Annotated in this window: 15 protein-coding genes and 1 tRNA gene; 5 read left to right on the top strand and 11 right to left on the bottom strand. The window is 58.9% G+C overall.

Features of this window, described 5'->3' with window-relative positions:
* The first annotated feature begins 371 nt into the window (after positions 1-371).
* From gcvH to RG836_RS24760, 5 genes are all read left to right on the top strand, one after another.
* On the top strand, positions 372-755 hold the full coding sequence (gene gcvH, locus RG836_RS24780) for a glycine cleavage system protein GcvH (protein ID WP_310850326.1): 384 nt from the start codon (positions 372-374) through the stop codon (positions 753-755).
* 9 nt (positions 756-764) lie between these two features.
* Positions 765-3614: an aminomethyl-transferring glycine dehydrogenase gene (gcvP, locus tag RG836_RS24775; protein WP_310850325.1), complete on the top strand. Its 2850-nt coding sequence runs from the start codon at positions 765-767 to the stop codon at positions 3612-3614.
* A 76-nt stretch (positions 3615-3690) separates the two neighbouring features.
* Positions 3691-4815, top strand: coding sequence for a glycine cleavage system aminomethyltransferase GcvT (gene gcvT, locus RG836_RS24770; RefSeq protein ID WP_310850324.1), 1125 nt, complete (start codon positions 3691-3693; stop codon positions 4813-4815).
* Between the two features lie 393 nt (positions 4816-5208).
* Positions 5209-5421 carry a cold-shock protein gene (locus tag RG836_RS24765; RefSeq protein ID WP_003175786.1) on the top strand — a complete coding sequence of 71 codons (213 nt, stop codon included), beginning with the start codon at positions 5209-5211 and terminating at the stop codon, positions 5419-5421.
* 93 nt (positions 5422-5514) lie between these two features.
* Positions 5515-6003: an RDD family protein gene (locus RG836_RS24760; RefSeq protein ID WP_310850323.1), complete on the top strand. Its 489-nt coding sequence runs from the start codon at positions 5515-5517 to the stop codon at positions 6001-6003.
* 125 nt (positions 6004-6128) lie between these two features.
* Here RG836_RS24760 and nadA read toward each other — a convergent pair whose 3' ends face one another.
* From nadA to ybgC, 11 genes are all read right to left on the bottom strand, one after another.
* Complete coding sequence (gene nadA / locus RG836_RS24755) at positions 6129-7187, bottom strand: quinolinate synthase NadA (protein WP_310850322.1); 1059 nt, start codon at positions 7185-7187, stop codon at positions 6129-6131.
* 270 nt (positions 7188-7457) lie between these two features.
* Positions 7458-7533: transfer RNA gene (locus RG836_RS24750), tRNA-Lys, on the bottom strand.
* A gap of 63 nt (positions 7534-7596) precedes the next feature.
* Entirely contained in the window at positions 7597-8289 is a 693-nt protein-coding gene (gene queC / locus RG836_RS24745) for a 7-cyano-7-deazaguanine synthase QueC (RefSeq protein WP_310850321.1), read from the bottom strand.
* A gap of 2 nt (positions 8290-8291) precedes the next feature.
* A complete protein-coding gene (queE, locus tag RG836_RS24740) occupies positions 8292-8939 on the bottom strand; it encodes a 7-carboxy-7-deazaguanine synthase QueE (protein ID WP_310850320.1) in 648 nt (215 codons plus the stop codon).
* Positions 8940-9105: 166 nt separating this feature from the next.
* Entirely contained in the window at positions 9106-9939 is an 834-nt protein-coding gene (ybgF, locus tag RG836_RS24735) for a tol-pal system protein YbgF (RefSeq protein ID WP_310850319.1), read from the bottom strand.
* 6 nt (positions 9940-9945) lie between these two features.
* A complete protein-coding gene (gene pal / locus RG836_RS24730) occupies positions 9946-10443 on the bottom strand; it encodes a peptidoglycan-associated lipoprotein Pal (RefSeq protein ID WP_008027793.1) in 498 nt (165 codons plus the stop codon).
* A gap of 52 nt (positions 10444-10495) precedes the next feature.
* The gene (tolB, locus tag RG836_RS24725; RefSeq protein ID WP_310850330.1) at positions 10496-11776 is read right to left on the bottom strand and encodes a Tol-Pal system beta propeller repeat protein TolB; all 1281 of its coding nucleotides are present in this window, start codon (positions 11774-11776) and stop codon (positions 10496-10498) included.
* A gap of 17 nt (positions 11777-11793) precedes the next feature.
* Complete coding sequence (gene tolA, locus RG836_RS24720) at positions 11794-12873, bottom strand: cell envelope integrity protein TolA (RefSeq protein WP_310850318.1); 1080 nt, start codon at positions 12871-12873, stop codon at positions 11794-11796.
* On the bottom strand, positions 12873-13325 hold the full coding sequence (tolR, locus tag RG836_RS24715) for a protein TolR (RefSeq protein WP_310850329.1): 453 nt from the start codon (positions 13323-13325) through the stop codon (positions 12873-12875). Before tolR ends, tolA begins: the two co-directional genes overlap by 1 nt.
* A 23-nt stretch (positions 13326-13348) precedes the next feature.
* Positions 13349-14044 carry a protein TolQ gene (tolQ, locus tag RG836_RS24710; RefSeq protein WP_008147369.1) on the bottom strand — a complete coding sequence of 232 codons (696 nt, stop codon included), beginning with the start codon at positions 14042-14044 and terminating at the stop codon, positions 13349-13351.
* Positions 14034-14501, bottom strand: a complete 468-nt coding sequence (gene ybgC, locus RG836_RS24705) for a tol-pal system-associated acyl-CoA thioesterase (protein ID WP_310850317.1) — start codon at positions 14499-14501, stop codon at positions 14034-14036. The genes tolQ and ybgC overlap by 11 nt, the downstream gene beginning before the upstream one ends.
* Between the last annotated feature and the right edge of the window lie 6 nt (positions 14502-14507).

The raw sequence follows: 14507 nt of genomic DNA, 5'->3' as shown, positions 1-14507 counted from the left end.
ATTGGTGTCGAATGACATTCCGCATTCGCGGGCAAGCCCGCTCCCACAGGGCTCGCGTCACTCTCTAGCATGAGTTCAAAAACGACCTCCACCTGTACTGAAAGCGCTACAGCGGAACGATATCGATACAGTCCTCTGTGATCACTGCCATGCAAGGCTTTGATCCACCTCAGCTTTCTTATCCGCCTCTTCCTGTATCGAATTCGCTACAGGACTCGCAGAATGTAATTCGATCCAGCCCTGTAACTCTCTGTATTAAAAGCGAAAAACAACCTTGGCAGTGATCTTGCTAATAAGCCCTCATTAATAAGGGCAACCGCCCGAGCATTCAAAGCGTCCACCAGACGAATCTGGCCCCTTTAGGAGTTTCCATGAGCGAGTTGCGTTTTACTGAAGATCACGAATGGCTGCGCACCGAGGCTGACGGCAGCGTTACTGTCGGCATCACCGCATTCGCGCAGAACGCCCTGGGCGACGTGGTTTTCGTACAACTGCCGGAGTTGCAGGCTTACGCCAAGGGCGCCGAAGCCTCCACCGTGGAATCGGTCAAAGCCGCCAGCGGCGTGTACATGCCACTCGACGGCGAGGTATTGGAAGTCAACCCGGCGCTCGACAGCAGCCCGGAACTGGTCAACGAAGACCCGATGGGCGAAGGCTGGTTCTTTCGCTTCCAGCCAAGCGACGCTTCGGCAGTCGCCAAATTGCTCGATCAGGACGCTTACGATCGTCTGATCAAAGCCAACGCCGAAGCCTGAGGAAACGCCATGACCATCAATCTCAGCACCGCCAACGAATTCATTGCCCGTCACATCGGTCCACGCGCCGATGACGAGCAAGCCATGCTCAACAGCTTGGGCTTCGACTCCCTGGAAGCCTTGAGCGCCAGCGTGATCCCGGAAAGCATCAAGGGCACCAGCGTGCTCGACATGGATGACGGCCTCAGCGAAGCCGACGCACTGGCGTCGATCAAAGCCATTGCCGCCAAGAATCAGCTGTTCAAGACTTACATCGGCCAGGGCTACTACGGCACTCACACGCCGTCGCCGATCCTGCGCAACCTGCTGGAAAACCCGGCCTGGTACACCGCTTACACCCCGTACCAGCCAGAAATTTCCCAGGGCCGTCTCGAAGCGCTGCTGAACTTCCAGACCTTGATCAGCGACCTGACCGGCCTGCCGATCGCCAACGCCTCGCTGCTCGACGAAGCCACCGCCGCTGCTGAAGCCATGACCTTCTGCAAACGCCTGAGCAAGAACAAGGGCAGCCACCAGTTCTTCGCCTCGGTGCATTGCCACCCGCAAACCCTCGACGTCCTGCGCACACGCGCCGAGCCATTGGGCATCGACGTTGTGGTCGGCGACGAGCGTGAACTGACCGACGTCAGCGCCTTCTTCGGCGCCCTGCTGCAATACCCGGCAAGCAACGGTGACCTGTTCGATTACCGCGAACTGACCGAGCGTTTCCACGCCGCCAATGCCCTCGTGGCCGTCGCCGCCGACCTGCTGGCCCTGACCCTGCTGGCCCCGCCGGGAGAGTTCGGTGCCGACGTGGCCATCGGCAGCGCACAACGCTTCGGCGTGCCGCTGGGCTTCGGTGGTCCGCACGCGGCTTACTTCTCGACGAAAGATGCGTTCAAGCGCGACATGCCAGGCCGTCTGGTCGGTGTCTCGGTGGACCGTTTCGGCAAGCCGGCCCTGCGCCTGGCCATGCAGACCCGCGAGCAACACATCCGTCGCGAGAAGGCCACCAGCAACATCTGCACCGCGCAAGTGCTGCTGGCCAACATCGCCAGCATGTACGCCGTGTACCACGGCCCGAAAGGCCTGGTGCAGATCGCCAGCCGCATTCATCGCCTGACCGCGATCCTGGCCAAAGGCTTGAGCGCGCTGGGTCTGAACGTTGAGCAAGCCAGCTTCTTCGACACCCTGACCCTGAACACCGGCGCCAACACCGCCGCCCTGCACGACCAGGCACGCGCCCAGCGCATCAACCTGCGCGTGGTCGATGGCGAGCGCCTGGGCCTGTCCCTCGACGAAACCACTTCGCAAGCCGACATCGAAACCCTGTGGGCCCTGCTGGCCGGCGGCAAAGCGCTGCCAGACTTCGCCGCGCTGGCCGCCAGCGTTGAAAGCCGCATCCCGGCCGCGCTGCTGCGCCAATCGGCGATCCTCGAGCATCCGGTGTTCAACCGTTATCACTCGGAAACCGAGCTGATGCGCTACCTGCGCAAGCTGGCCGACAAGGACCTGGCGCTGGATCGCAGCATGATCCCGCTGGGCTCGTGCACCATGAAACTCAACGCCGCCAGCGAAATGATCCCGGTCACCTGGGCCGAGTTCGGTGGCCTGCACCCGTTCGCCCCGGCCGAGCAGAGCGCCGGCTATCAGCAACTGACCGACGAACTGGAAGCGATGCTCTGCGCCGCCACTGGTTACGATTCGATTTCCCTGCAACCGAACGCCGGTTCGCAAGGTGAATACGCCGGTCTGTTGGCCATCCGTGCCTATCACCAGAGCCGTGGCGACGAGCGCCGCGACATCTGCCTGATCCCGTCCTCGGCCCACGGCACCAACCCGGCGACCGCCAACATGGCCGGTATGCGCGTGGTCGTGACCGCGTGCGATGCCCGTGGCAACGTCGACATCGAAGACCTGCGCGCCAAGGCCATCGAGCACCGCGAGCACCTCGCTGCGCTGATGATCACCTACCCATCGACCCACGGCGTGTTCGAAGAAGGCATCCGCGAAATCTGCGACATCATTCATGACAACGGCGGCCAGGTGTACATCGACGGCGCCAACATGAACGCGATGGTCGGCCTCTGCGCACCGGGCAAGTTCGGCGGCGACGTGTCGCACCTGAACCTGCACAAGACCTTCTGCATTCCTCACGGCGGTGGCGGCCCGGGCGTTGGCCCGATTGGCGTGAAATCGCACCTGACGCCATTCCTGCCAGGGCACGCGGCCATGGAACGCAAGGAAGGCGCGGTCTGCGCCGCACCGTTCGGCAGCGCGAGCATTCTGCCGATCACCTGGATGTACATCCGCATGATGGGCGGCGCCGGCCTGAAGCGCGCTTCGCAACTGGCGATCCTCAACGCCAATTACATCTCCCGTCGCCTCGAAGAGCATTACCCAGTGCTCTACACCGGCAGCAACGGCCTGGTGGCGCACGAGTGCATCCTCGACCTGCGTCCGTTGAAGGACAGCAGCGGCATCAGCGTCGATGACGTTGCCAAGCGCCTGATCGACTTCGGCTTCCACGCGCCGACCATGTCGTTCCCGGTCGCCGGCACGCTGATGATCGAGCCGACCGAAAGCGAATCCAAGGAAGAACTGGATCGCTTCTGCGACGCCATGATCCGCATCCGCGAAGAAATCCGCGCGGTGGAAAACGGCACCCTCGACAAAGAAGACAACCCGCTGAAAAACGCCCCGCACACTGCCGCGGAAATCGTCGGCGAGTGGACTCACCCGTACAGCCGTGAACAAGCGGTGTACCCGGTGGCGTCGTTGATCGAAGGCAAATACTGGCCGCCGGTCGGTCGCGTCGACAACGTGTTCGGCGACCGCAACCTGGTCTGCGCCTGCCCGTCGATCGAAAGCTACGCTTAAGCCATCCGAGCACCTGAAGGAGCGCGCTTGCCCGCTCCTTCAGGACCGCAGTCCGCTAAAGACTCAGGAATTTCACATGTCCACCGATCAACTATTGAAAACCCCACTGCACGCCCTGCACCTCGAACTGGGCGCGCGCATGGTGCCGTTCGCCGGTTATGACATGCCAGTGCAGTACCCGCTCGGCGTGATGAAAGAACACCAACACACCCGTGATCAGGCCGGGCTGTTCGATGTGTCGCATATGGGCCAGATCCGCCTGACCGGCGCCAATGCCGCCAAGGCCCTGGAAACCTTGGTACCAGTCGACATCATCGATTTACCGGTGGGCATGCAGCGTTACGCGATGTTCACCAACGAAACCGGCGGCATCCTCGACGACTTGATGGTCGCCAACCTGGGCCACGACGAATTGATCCTGGTGGTCAACGCCGCCTGCAAGGATCAGGACCTGGCGCACCTGCAACAACACATTGGCGAACAGTGCACTATCGAACCGTTGTTCGAAGAGCGCGCCCTGCTGGCCTTGCAAGGTCCGTCGGCCGTCACCGTACTCGCACGCCTGGCCCCGGAAGTAGCCAGCATGACCTTTATGCAGTTCACCCGCGTGAAGTTGCTGGGTGTGGACTGCTTCGTCAGCCGTTCCGGTTACACCGGTGAAGACGGTTACGAGATTTCCGTGCCGGCCGCCAACGCCGAAGCCCTGGCCCGCGCGCTGCTGGCCGAACCGGAGGTGGCCGCTATCGGCCTCGGTGCTCGGGACTCCCTGCGCCTGGAAGCGGGCCTGTGCCTTTACGGCCACGACATGAACACCGACACCACGCCGATCGAAGCCGGCCTGCTGTGGGCCATCTCCAAGCCCCGCCGTGCCGATGGCGCGCGCGCTGGCGGTTTCCCTGGCGCCGAGCAGGTGTTCGCCCAGCAGCAAGCCGGGGTCAGCCGCAAACGCGTAGGCCTTTTGCCGCAAGAGCGCACACCAGTGCGTGAAGGCGCGGAAATCGTCAACGAAGCTGGCGAGACCATCGGCACGGTATGCAGCGGTGGGTTTGGCCCGACGTTGGGCGGTCCGCTGGCGATGGGTTACCTCGACAGCGCTTACCTCGCGCTCGACACTCAGGTATGGGCGATTGTCCGCGGCAAAAAGGTTCCTTTGCTTGTTAGCAAAATGCCATTTGTTCCACAACGCTACTATCGCGGTTGATTGACTGTTCCTATAAGTAACGCAGTTGCGTTAACAGTGCACTAATGTGTAACGCAACTGCCATAAAACAGTGCATTAACTTCGATTATCAAGTTGGCTTATAACGCGGCGAAACAATTGAATAAGCCTATCGAATAAGCCTGAACTAGTTAGCATCCTAACTGCCATCTGATCGAGCAAAACCGGGCATTATCGGGGCTTGTTTTTTCTGCCGTAGTTGGCGTAGAGTTTGTTCACTGTGTTTGCATGGGTCGCTTGGAATCGTGACCTGGGCAGTAGCCTACAAGTTAGCTACATCCCGTTCGACGTCTTCTTACTCTCCTGCAACCAGCCCCAGTACTCTTTCATGAGAAGGAGGCTGTCATTAATTTTTTGCGTCAAAGGAAATAAGAAATGTCCCAACGTCAGAGCGGTACCGTCAAGTGGTTTAACGACGAGAAAGGTTTTGGTTTTATCACTCCAGAAAGCGGTCCGGATCTGTTCGTGCATTTCCGCGCTATTCAGGGCAACGGCTTCAAGAGCCTGAAAGAAGGCCAGAAAGTGACGTTCGTTGCTGTGCAAGGCCAGAAAGGCATGCAGGCTGACGAAGTACAAGCAGAAGCCTAATCTTCTGTAACGAAAAAGCCCCTGATGCTGACATCAGGGGCTTTTTTGTGCGCGTAAATCCGTAAAATGGCCTTTTTCCGCCGAGAGCCTGCCATGTCGAAACATTTGCTCACACCCCAGGGCGACTTTCCCGCCGCCACTCTGGGCCGTCGCCTGGCAGCGATGTTTTATGATTTCTTGCTGTGCACTGCCCTGCTGATCGTCACCAGCGGCATTTACAAGATGATTCAAATGGCAATCATCGGCGAAGAGCGAATGCGCAGCCTCACCGAATCTGGAGCGCTGGACGGTGATCCTTTGCAATCGACGATCCTGCTATTCGTGTTGTTCGGCTTCTTCGCGCAGTTCTGGACCTGGTCCGGACAGACCCTGGGCATGCAGGTCTGGTGCATTCGCGTGCAAAACGCCGACGGTTCTTCGATCAGTCTGTGGCAGGCGCTGCTGCGCTTCGTGGTGTCGATCGCTTCGTGGCTGTGCGTGGGACTGGGCTTCTTCTGGTCATTGTTCGACAAGCAGAAGCGCAGCTGGCACGACATGTATTCCAACACCCAACTGGTGCGGATTCCGAAGAAGAGCAAGTAACCCGGATCAATATAACCATTGTGGGAGCGAGCCTGCTCGCGAATGCGGTGCGTCAGTCGTCATACGCGGCGACTGATACGCCCTCTTCGCGAGCAGGCTCGCTCCCACAGTTTTTCTAGCCAGAATCAGGCGTTACCGGCCAATTTCATCCGCGCTGCCTGGGTGAAATCCAGCATGCGCTTGAGCGGGCGAATGGCCTGAGGGATCAAGGCCGGATCCACGAAGATCTCGTTCGTGCCTTCCTTCAAGCTCTTGAGCGTGCGCTCAAGGGTGTTCATGGCCATCCATGGGCAATGCGCGCAACTGCGGCACGCGGCGCCATTACCGGCAGTGGGCGCCTCGATGAAGACCTTGTCCGGGCACAGCTGTTGCATCTTGTAGAAGATGCCGCGATCAGTGGCGACGATCAGGGTTTTGTTGGGCAGGCTTTGCGCCGCCGCGATCAGTTGACTGGTAGAACCCACCGCATCCGCCAACTCAATCACCGAAGTCGGCGATTCCGGATGTACCAGAATGGCCGCGTCCGGGTACAGCGCCTTCATGTCTTCCAGTTGCTTGGATTTGAATTCCTCGTGGACGATGCAGGCACCGTCCCACAACAGCATGTCCGCACCGGTCTGGCGCTGGATATAGGTGCCCAAGTGCTTGTCCGGCCCCCAGATGATGGTCTCGCCGTTATCCATCAGACTTTCGACGATCTCCAGGGCGCAGCTGGACGTTACCACCCAGTCGGCCCGTGCCTTCACCGCAGCAGAGGTGTTGGCATAGACCACCACGGTGCGTTCCGGGTGTTGGTCGCAGAACGCGGAGAACTCATCCACCGGGCAACCGAGGTCCAGGGAACAGGTAGCTTCCAGGGTCGGCATCAGAATGCGTTTTTCAGGGTTGAGGATTTTCGCCGTCTCGCCCATAAATTTCACCCCGGCGACAACCACAGTCTTGGCCGGGCTCGCGCTACCGAAGCGCGCCATTTCCAGAGAATCGGACACGCAGCCGCCGGTTTCTTCAGCCAGGGCCTGGATAATCGGGTCGCAATAAAAGTGCGCTACCAGTACCGCGTCCTGAGCCTTGAGCTCGGCAGCGATGGCAGCGCGGTAGTGAGCTTCTTCATCGACGGTCAGCGGTTTGGGCTGTTTGGCGTCGAGGTGGGCTTGAACCAAAAGGCGTTCGGAAATCTGCGTCATGTTCGCAAGACCTGCAGGCGCTTTCGCGCGAAAGTCGAGTATACACCTGGCTCTGGACCACTGAAGGGCACCGCCGGGAGAGTGAGTATTCATCAGGCACAGCGTTGGAGCCGGCAAGGCTACAGAATATCCCGCAGATGCAAAAGATGATTCTGTTGTGCGGCACGGCGCGAGACCGGGAAAGGTCGAGAGGGAGAAATCGCGGGCAAAAAAAAATCCGGAAATCCTCACTTGCGTGGTCCTTCCAGACTTTTAAAACTGCTACAAAAATGGTGGGTCGTGTGGGATTCGAACCTACGACCAATTGGTTAAAAGCCAACTGCTCTACCAACTGAGCTAACGACCCGCTGTGTGGTGGCGCGTATAATACTGATTTTTAACGCTTATTCAACACCTTATTTGAAATAAATCAGAAATAAGGCGTTGGGTCGCTTACACCAGCCGCTGAGAAGCCCTCTGCACGCAGGCGGCAGCTGTCGCATTTGCCGCAAGCACGGCCCTGATCATCGGCCTGATAGCAGGAAACCGTCAGCCCGTAATCGACACCGAGCTTGATCCCCGCCTCGACGATTTGCGCCTTGCTCAGGTTCTGCAGCGGTGCCTGGATACGGAAGCCATTGCCCTCTACACCGGCCTTCGTGGCCAGGTTGGCCATCACTTCGAACGCTTCGACGAACTCCGGCCGGCAATCTGGGTAGCCTGAATAATCCACGGCATTCACGCCGATGAAGATGTCTCGCGCGCCCAGCACTTCGGCCCAGCCCAGGGCCAGCGACAGAAATACGGTGTTGCGAGCTGGCACATAGGTCACCGGGATGCCTTCGCTCGGCGCCTCAGGAACGTCAATCGAGCTGTCGGTCAATGCCGAGCCGCCGATGCCGTTGAGATTCAGACCGATCACCTTATGCTCTACCACGCCCAAATCCCGGGCCACCCGCTCGGCGGCGTGCAATTCCGCCCGATGCCGCTGACCGTAATCAAAGCTCATGGTGTAGCAGCTATAGCCTTTCGCGCGCGCCATGGCCACGACGGTTGCGGAGTCCAGGCCGCCGGACAGCAGGATGACTGCACGTTTTTCGGCAGTGTTCAGTGATTCGGTCATTTTCAGCGCCCCGGCTCGTCATTCCATAGATATTTGTGCAACTGCAATTGCAGGCGTACCGGCAGATTGTCCGCTACTACCCAGTCCGCCAGATCCCGCGCATTCAGGTCATGGTAGCTCGGTGAAAACAGCACTTCACCAGCACGCCGATCCAGGCCGTACTGAATGAGCTTCGACACTGCCCAGTCATAGTCTTCGCGGGAGCAGATGACGAATTTCACTTGGTCATTAGGGGTCAGCAGCTCGATATTTTCATAGCGATTGCGATGCGCTTCTTTGGACCCCGGCGTTTTCAGGTCGACCACGCGACTGACCCGGGAATCTACCGCCGAGATATCCAACGCACCACTGGTTTCCAGTGACACTTCGTAACCGGCGTCGCACAGCTGCTTGAGCAATGGAATGGCGTTAGGTTGCGCCAATGGCTCGCCACCGGTCACGCAAACGTAGCGCGGGCGGAAACCGGCAACCTGTTCGAGGATATCGTCCAGCGGACGAACCGTACCGCCACTGAAGGCGTAGGCGCTGTCGCAATATTGGCAACGCAACGGGCAACCGGTCAGGCGCACAAAAACCGTGGGCAGCCCGGCAGTCCGCGTTTCCCCCTGCAACGAGTAGAAAACTTCGGTGATTCTCAATGTGTCTTGCATAGTCGCCACGGGCGTAACAGCTAAACAGGCTGTCCGCCTCCGTCAGGCACTTCAAGGAACCCCGCCAACGCGCAAGTCCCAAAAAGCGTGTGTCATAAAAAGGGCGTGAATTCTAACGAAAAAACCCGCGACAAGCGCGGGTTTCTTCCATAACGACAAAGCAGGCTTACATACGCTGCAAATCGCGCTGGGCCAACTGAGCGGCGGAGGTGCCCGGATATTGAGCCACTACCTGCTGCAGAATGCCCTTGACCCGGTCGGCATGACCGAGACGGCGCTCTACATCGGCCAGTTTGTACAGCGAATCAGGCACCTTGGCGTGCTTCGGGTACAGCTGAGACACCTTGGCGAACGCTTGACCGGCACCTTGCAGGTCGCCTTTGGCCAGGTTCACTTCACCCAGCCAATACTGGGCGTTACCCGCGTATTGGCTGTTCGGGTACTTGCGCAGGAATGCCGAGAACGCCTGGCTGGCCTTGTCGAAATCCTTGGCTTTGATCAGGTCGAAAGCTGCGTCGTAATACAGCTTTTCCTTGGCCGGATCACCCGGCTCGCTGCTGGCGGCAGGCTGTTGAGCGGCAGCCGCCCCAGCACCCGCGCCTGCGGCGGCACCGGCGGCATCGCCACCGGCAGAAGAATTATCAGGAGTCGCGGCAGGTGCAGCACCGCTTCCTATGCGCCGATCAAGATCCTGGTATCGCTCCAGGCTTTCTTGCTTCATGCGCGCTACATCATTTTGCAGAACTTCGATCACGCCCTGTTGGCGCGCAATTTGTTCCTGCATCTGTTGCAATTGGTTGAACAGCTCGCCCTGTGCCGAGACAGGGGCCGAAACCCCTCCCCCGGCATAGGCGCCGTTCGTACCGTAACCCGCAGGCGGATAACTGCTCCCGCTATTGTTATAACCGGAGTTGTCATCGACCACAGGAACCGCAGCCCACACCGCAAGCGGTGCGAGGCTGAGAGCCAGAATAGTTACAGCACGACGGCACGTTCGCATGACGAATTACTTACGCAGTTCGACGCGACGGTTTTGAGCCCAGGACTGCTCGTCGTTGCCGGTAGCAACTGGACGCTCTTCGCCGTAGGAAACCAGTTCCAGCTGAGCTGGGGAAACACCTTGCAGTACCAGGTAGCGCTGAACGGCTTTCGCACGACGCTCGCCCAGTGCCAGGTTGTACTCACGAGTACCACGTTCGTCGGTGTTGCCTTCCAGAACAACGCGAGCGCCGTTTGCTTTCAGGTCTTTGGCGTGAACGTCCAGAGCGCGCATGGCTTCTGGCTTCAGGTCCGAGCTGTCGTATTCGAAGTAGAAGGTGGTGATTGCGCGCAGAGCAGCTTCTTCGCTCAGGGAGCCGTCAACGGCACCAGTGTTTGCGCCGTAACCAGCGTTTGGATCAACAGCGCCTTCACCGGCATTATCGCCGCCTTTGGACGAGCAACCTACAGCTACAGCCATGGCCAGAGCCAGCGCAGCAAATTTACCAAACTTCAGCATTTCCATCGTGAAACTCCTAATGAACCCCAGTGTGTTAAGTAAAACGTGTAGCGCCGCGTCAGTTCAGGTAAGGGGACCAGGAAGGTTCTCTGACTTCGCCTTGTGCGGTAGGAAGCGGGAGCCTTACGCGTCCATTAATGGACACGAGCATCAAGACTCCCCGGCCCTGCTGGCGGGTGGCGTAGATTACCATGGTGCCGTTGGGCGCAACAGTAGGTGACTCGTCCAGAGTGCTATCAGTGAGGATTTTTACGCTGCCGCGCTGCAAATCCTGGGCTGCCACCTTGAAATTAGTGAAGCCGTCCTGGCGGTGAATCATCACCAGGGTCTTTTCATCCGCCGACAATTTAGGGTTGGCGTTGTAGTTACCGATGAACGTGACGCGTTCCGCACCGCCGCCGCCGGCGCTGGTTTTGTAGATTTGCGGCTTGCCGCCACGGTCGGACGTGAAGTACAGAGTGTTGCCATCCTTGCCCCAGAACGGTTCGGTGTTGATACCAGGACCGTTGGTGACGCGGGTCAGTTGACGCGAACCGAGGTTCATCACGTAGATGTCCGGGTTACCGTCTTTCGACAGCACCAGCGCCAGGCGCTGACCATCCGGCGACCAGGCAGGGGCGCCGTTGAGGCCTTCGAAGTTGGTCAGTTGCTCACGGCGACCGGTGTCGATGTTCTGCATGAAGATCCGTGGACGCTTCTGTTCGAACGACACGTAAGCGATACGCTTGCCGTCCGGGGCAAAACGCGGCGACAGGATCGGCTCGCGCGATTGCAGCAAAGTCACGGCGCGGGCGCCGTCATAGTCCGAACGCTGCAAGGTGTAGCGCGTGTTCTTTTCGGAGAAACGTTCAGCCGTCACATACAGCAAGCGAGTGGAGAACGCGCCCTTGATGCCGGTGAGTTTCTCGAAGCCTTGGTCGGAAATATAGTGAGCCATGTCGCGCAGCTGATCGACATTCCCTGAAACACTTCCGTCCGCGACTTTCTGCTCGGTAGCGACGTTGAACAGTGCCCACTGCACTTTCAGCGGGCCACCGGCAGGAACAATATTACCGACCATGACGTACTGAGCACCCAGTGCCTTGAAGTCACGGAAGATGATTTCGCTCGGCTGGGTTGGCTGACTGATCATGTTCTGCTTGGGAATCGGCGCGTAATAACCCGAGTTACGCAGGTCGTTGCCGATAATTTCCGCCATGTCGTCCGGCAGCACGCTGCCGCCCTGGAAGCCGAACGGTACAACGGCGATCGGGGTGGCCCGATCGCTACCGCTGGTAACCAGAATGTTTTTTTCGTCTGCCGCCGCGATCCCTGCCATGCAGCAGATAACGACCAGCATTCCTCGAAGAAGGTTTCTCACAAGGCTAGATCCTCAGGTGTGAATGTCATCTTGAACGAACGATACGGAGCGAAATCACTCGGCTTCATTCCCTGCATTTCTGTCAACCGACCAATATTCTTGACCGCTGCTACCGCCGAGGCATCGAACGGACCATCGCCGCTGGACTTGGCCACGCTAACCGAGGTCACCGTACCGTCCGGCAACATGCCAATTTGCAATACGACCGTCATGCCTTTGCGTGCCGAAGGTGGACGAGCCCAGCCTTCTGCAGCACGTGCCCGAATCAGATCATCGAAGCTGCCGGCGACTTCATCGCCCTGCTCATCTGCCAAGGCCTGCTGGCGCTGCGGCGTGTCGGAAAGCAAATCTGCCAAGGCCTGGGCCTTTTTGTCTTCGGTAGATTTCCGCGCCGCGTCCTGCGCTTTCTTCTTCGCAGCATCGGCGGCAGCTTTCTTCTTCGCATCCTCGGCGACTTTCTTTTTCGCCTCGTCCGCTTCAGCTTTCTTCTTGGCGTCTTCCGCGGCTTTCTTTTTCGCGTCTTCGACGATTTTCTTCTTCGCTTCTTCAGCGGCCGCTTTCTTGGCCTCTTCTTCCGCGGCTTTCTTGGCGTCTTCCTCGGCCTTCTTCTTGGCTATATCAGCCAATTGTTTCTCTTCGGCCTTTTTGGCTTCCGCAGTCTTCTTGGCTTCATCGGCTTTTTTGGCTTCATCAGCCTTTTTCGCCTCGTCCGCTTTCTTCGACTCGTCGGCCTTCTTGGCTTCCTCGGCCTTTTGAGCCGCTTCTTCTTTCTTTTGTTCCGCAGCCTTTACCGCTTCCTGCTCGACCTTCTTCTGCTCCATCTGCTCGACTTCGGTCTGGCGCGCGGCGGATTTCTTCGCCTCACCCGCAATCTTCTGATTGGTCTGGGTGGTCGCCTGACTTTTCGATTTCAACTGGTAGAGGGTCGCCTGGACGATCGGTTTGGCCGGCGGCAGCTCAGGTGTGAAGGCAAAACTGACAAACAGCATGCCGAACACCAGCACGTGCAAGCCAATCGCCCAGACACTGGGCCAGAAGTAGCTTTCCGAGGCAGTTGGCTCTCGCTGTTGCTGCATCAGGGCGCCTCGGTAATCAAGCCAACATTACCGACCCCGGCTTTCTGCAACCCGCCCATGGCCCCCATGACCGCGCCATAGTCGACGGTCTTGTCGCCACGAATGAACACCTGGGTGCGTTTGCCGTTGCCGTTGCCGGCGTTGATGATCTTGGTCACCGCGTCGGTCATCTGCGGCAAGGTCATGGCCTTGTCCTGCTGCTTCTCGGTGTCGACTTCGCTGCCAAGATTCCAGTAGTAGGTCTTGTCAGCCTTGATCGAAATGGTCAAGACCTGGGTGTTGTTGTCCTGCGGCAGGGCTTCGCTGGAAACCTTGGGCAGATCAACCTTCACGCCCTGGTTGAGCATCGGCGCGGTCACCATGAAGATGACCAGCAGCACCAACATCACGTCGATGTAGGGCACCACGTTCATCTCGGCAACCGGCTTGCGCTTTTTACGAGCTCGAGCGATTAACGCCATTGGGAAATACCTGCTTATTCTTCGCTGGTGTGCACTTTGCGGTGCAGGATCGCCTGGAATTCATCGGCGAAGGTGTAGTAACGGCCCAGCAGGGTTTCGCTGCGAGCGGCAAAACGGTTGTAGGCGATAACGGCCGGGATCGCGGCAAACAGGCCGATCGCAGTGGCAATCAGTGCCTCGGCAATACCCGGCGCCACGGTGGCCAGGGTTGCTTGCTGGGCAGTGGCCAGACCGCGGAACGAGTTCATGATCCCCCATACGGTACCGAACAGACCGATGTAGGGGCTGACGGAGCCGACGGTGGCGAGGAACGGCAGGCTCTGTTCAAGCTTTTCTTCTTCGCGGGAGATGGCCACGCGCATCGCACGCGCCACGCCTTCCATGACCGCTTCCGGATCAACACCTGGCTGCTGGCGCAGACGGGAGAATTCCTTGAAACCGGCGCGGAAGATTTGCTCGACGCCCGAATCCGGGTCCGGGTTGCTGCCGGCCTGACGGTACAGCTTGGACAAGTCGATACCCGACCAGAAGCGCTCTTCAAAGCTCTCCAGGGCACGGCGACCGGCGCGCAGCAGGTTGCTGCGCTGAAAGATCATGATCCACGAGGTCACCGATGCGGCTACCAGGATCAGCATTACCAGTTGCACCACGATGCTGGCATTGCTGACCAGGCTCCACATGGAGGAATGGTCGACGACGTTAGCTTCCACGCTTTATCTCCTGCTTAGAGTGTTTACCCGCGCCGCTCACGTCGGCGAGGGCCGTACGTAGAGCTTCGGGAATGGCCCGGGGTTTCAAACTGTCGGTGCGCACACAAGCCACCAGGAACTGCCCTTCGCAGAGCAGCACATTATCCGTTGCCCGCCTGACTTGCTGCTTGTAACGCAGGCTGGCCCGGTTCAATTCGATTACATCCGCACTTACCAGCAGTTCGTCATCCAGTCGCGCCGGCGCGTGATATCGCGCTTCGCTGGAATGCACGACGAACAACAGGTCCTCACCCACTAGCTGAGACTGGACAAAGCCCAGTCCACGAAGCTGTTCGGTTCGAGCCCGTTCCATAAACTTGAGGTAATTAACGTAATACACGATGCCGCCCGCATCGGTGTCCTCGTAATAAACGCGACAGCGAAATGCGAATGGCTCAAGCCCGTTTTGCGCGCGCATACTCTA

Origin of the sequence: Pseudomonas rhizozeae (genome assembly GCF_031583775.1) — a bacterium.
Taxonomy (GTDB): Bacteria; Pseudomonadota; Gammaproteobacteria; order Pseudomonadales; family Pseudomonadaceae; genus Aquipseudomonas.
The sequence above is the reverse complement of the archived record's forward strand: the minus strand, read 5'-3'. Positions and strand labels throughout refer to the sequence as shown.

What these genes read in the sequence shown, in the direction of transcription:
- ybgF (WP_310850319.1), bottom strand. Translation starts at nt 9,939, where the DNA reads ATGCGAACGTGCCGTCGTGCTGTAACTATTCTGGCTCTCAGCCTCGCA.
- RG836_RS24760 (WP_310850323.1), top strand. Translation starts at nt 5,515, where the DNA reads ATGTCGAAACATTTGCTCACACCCCAGGGCGACTTTCCCGCCGCCACT.
- ybgC (WP_310850317.1), bottom strand. Translation starts at nt 14,501, where the DNA reads ATGCGCGCGCAAAACGGGCTTGAGCCATTCGCATTTCGCTGTCGCGTT.
- tolA (WP_310850318.1), bottom strand. Translation starts at nt 12,873, where the DNA reads ATGCAGCAACAGCGAGAGCCAACTGCCTCGGAAAGCTACTTCTGGCCC.
- queE (WP_310850320.1), bottom strand. Translation starts at nt 8,939, where the DNA reads ATGCAAGACACATTGAGAATCACCGAAGTTTTCTACTCGTTGCAGGGG.
- queC (WP_310850321.1), bottom strand. Translation starts at nt 8,289, where the DNA reads ATGACCGAATCACTGAACACTGCCGAAAAACGTGCAGTCATCCTGCTG.
- gcvT (WP_310850324.1), top strand. Translation starts at nt 3,691, where the DNA reads ATGTCCACCGATCAACTATTGAAAACCCCACTGCACGCCCTGCACCTC.
- gcvP (WP_310850325.1), top strand. Translation starts at nt 765, where the DNA reads ATGACCATCAATCTCAGCACCGCCAACGAATTCATTGCCCGTCACATC.
- tolB (WP_310850330.1), bottom strand. Translation starts at nt 11,776, where the DNA reads ATGCTGGTCGTTATCTGCTGCATGGCAGGGATCGCGGCGGCAGACGAA.
- gcvH (WP_310850326.1), top strand. Translation starts at nt 372, where the DNA reads ATGAGCGAGTTGCGTTTTACTGAAGATCACGAATGGCTGCGCACCGAG.
- pal (WP_008027793.1), bottom strand. Translation starts at nt 10,443, where the DNA reads ATGGAAATGCTGAAGTTTGGTAAATTTGCTGCGCTGGCTCTGGCCATG.
- RG836_RS24765 (WP_003175786.1), top strand. Translation starts at nt 5,209, where the DNA reads ATGTCCCAACGTCAGAGCGGTACCGTCAAGTGGTTTAACGACGAGAAA.
- nadA (WP_310850322.1), bottom strand. Translation starts at nt 7,187, where the DNA reads ATGACGCAGATTTCCGAACGCCTTTTGGTTCAAGCCCACCTCGACGCC.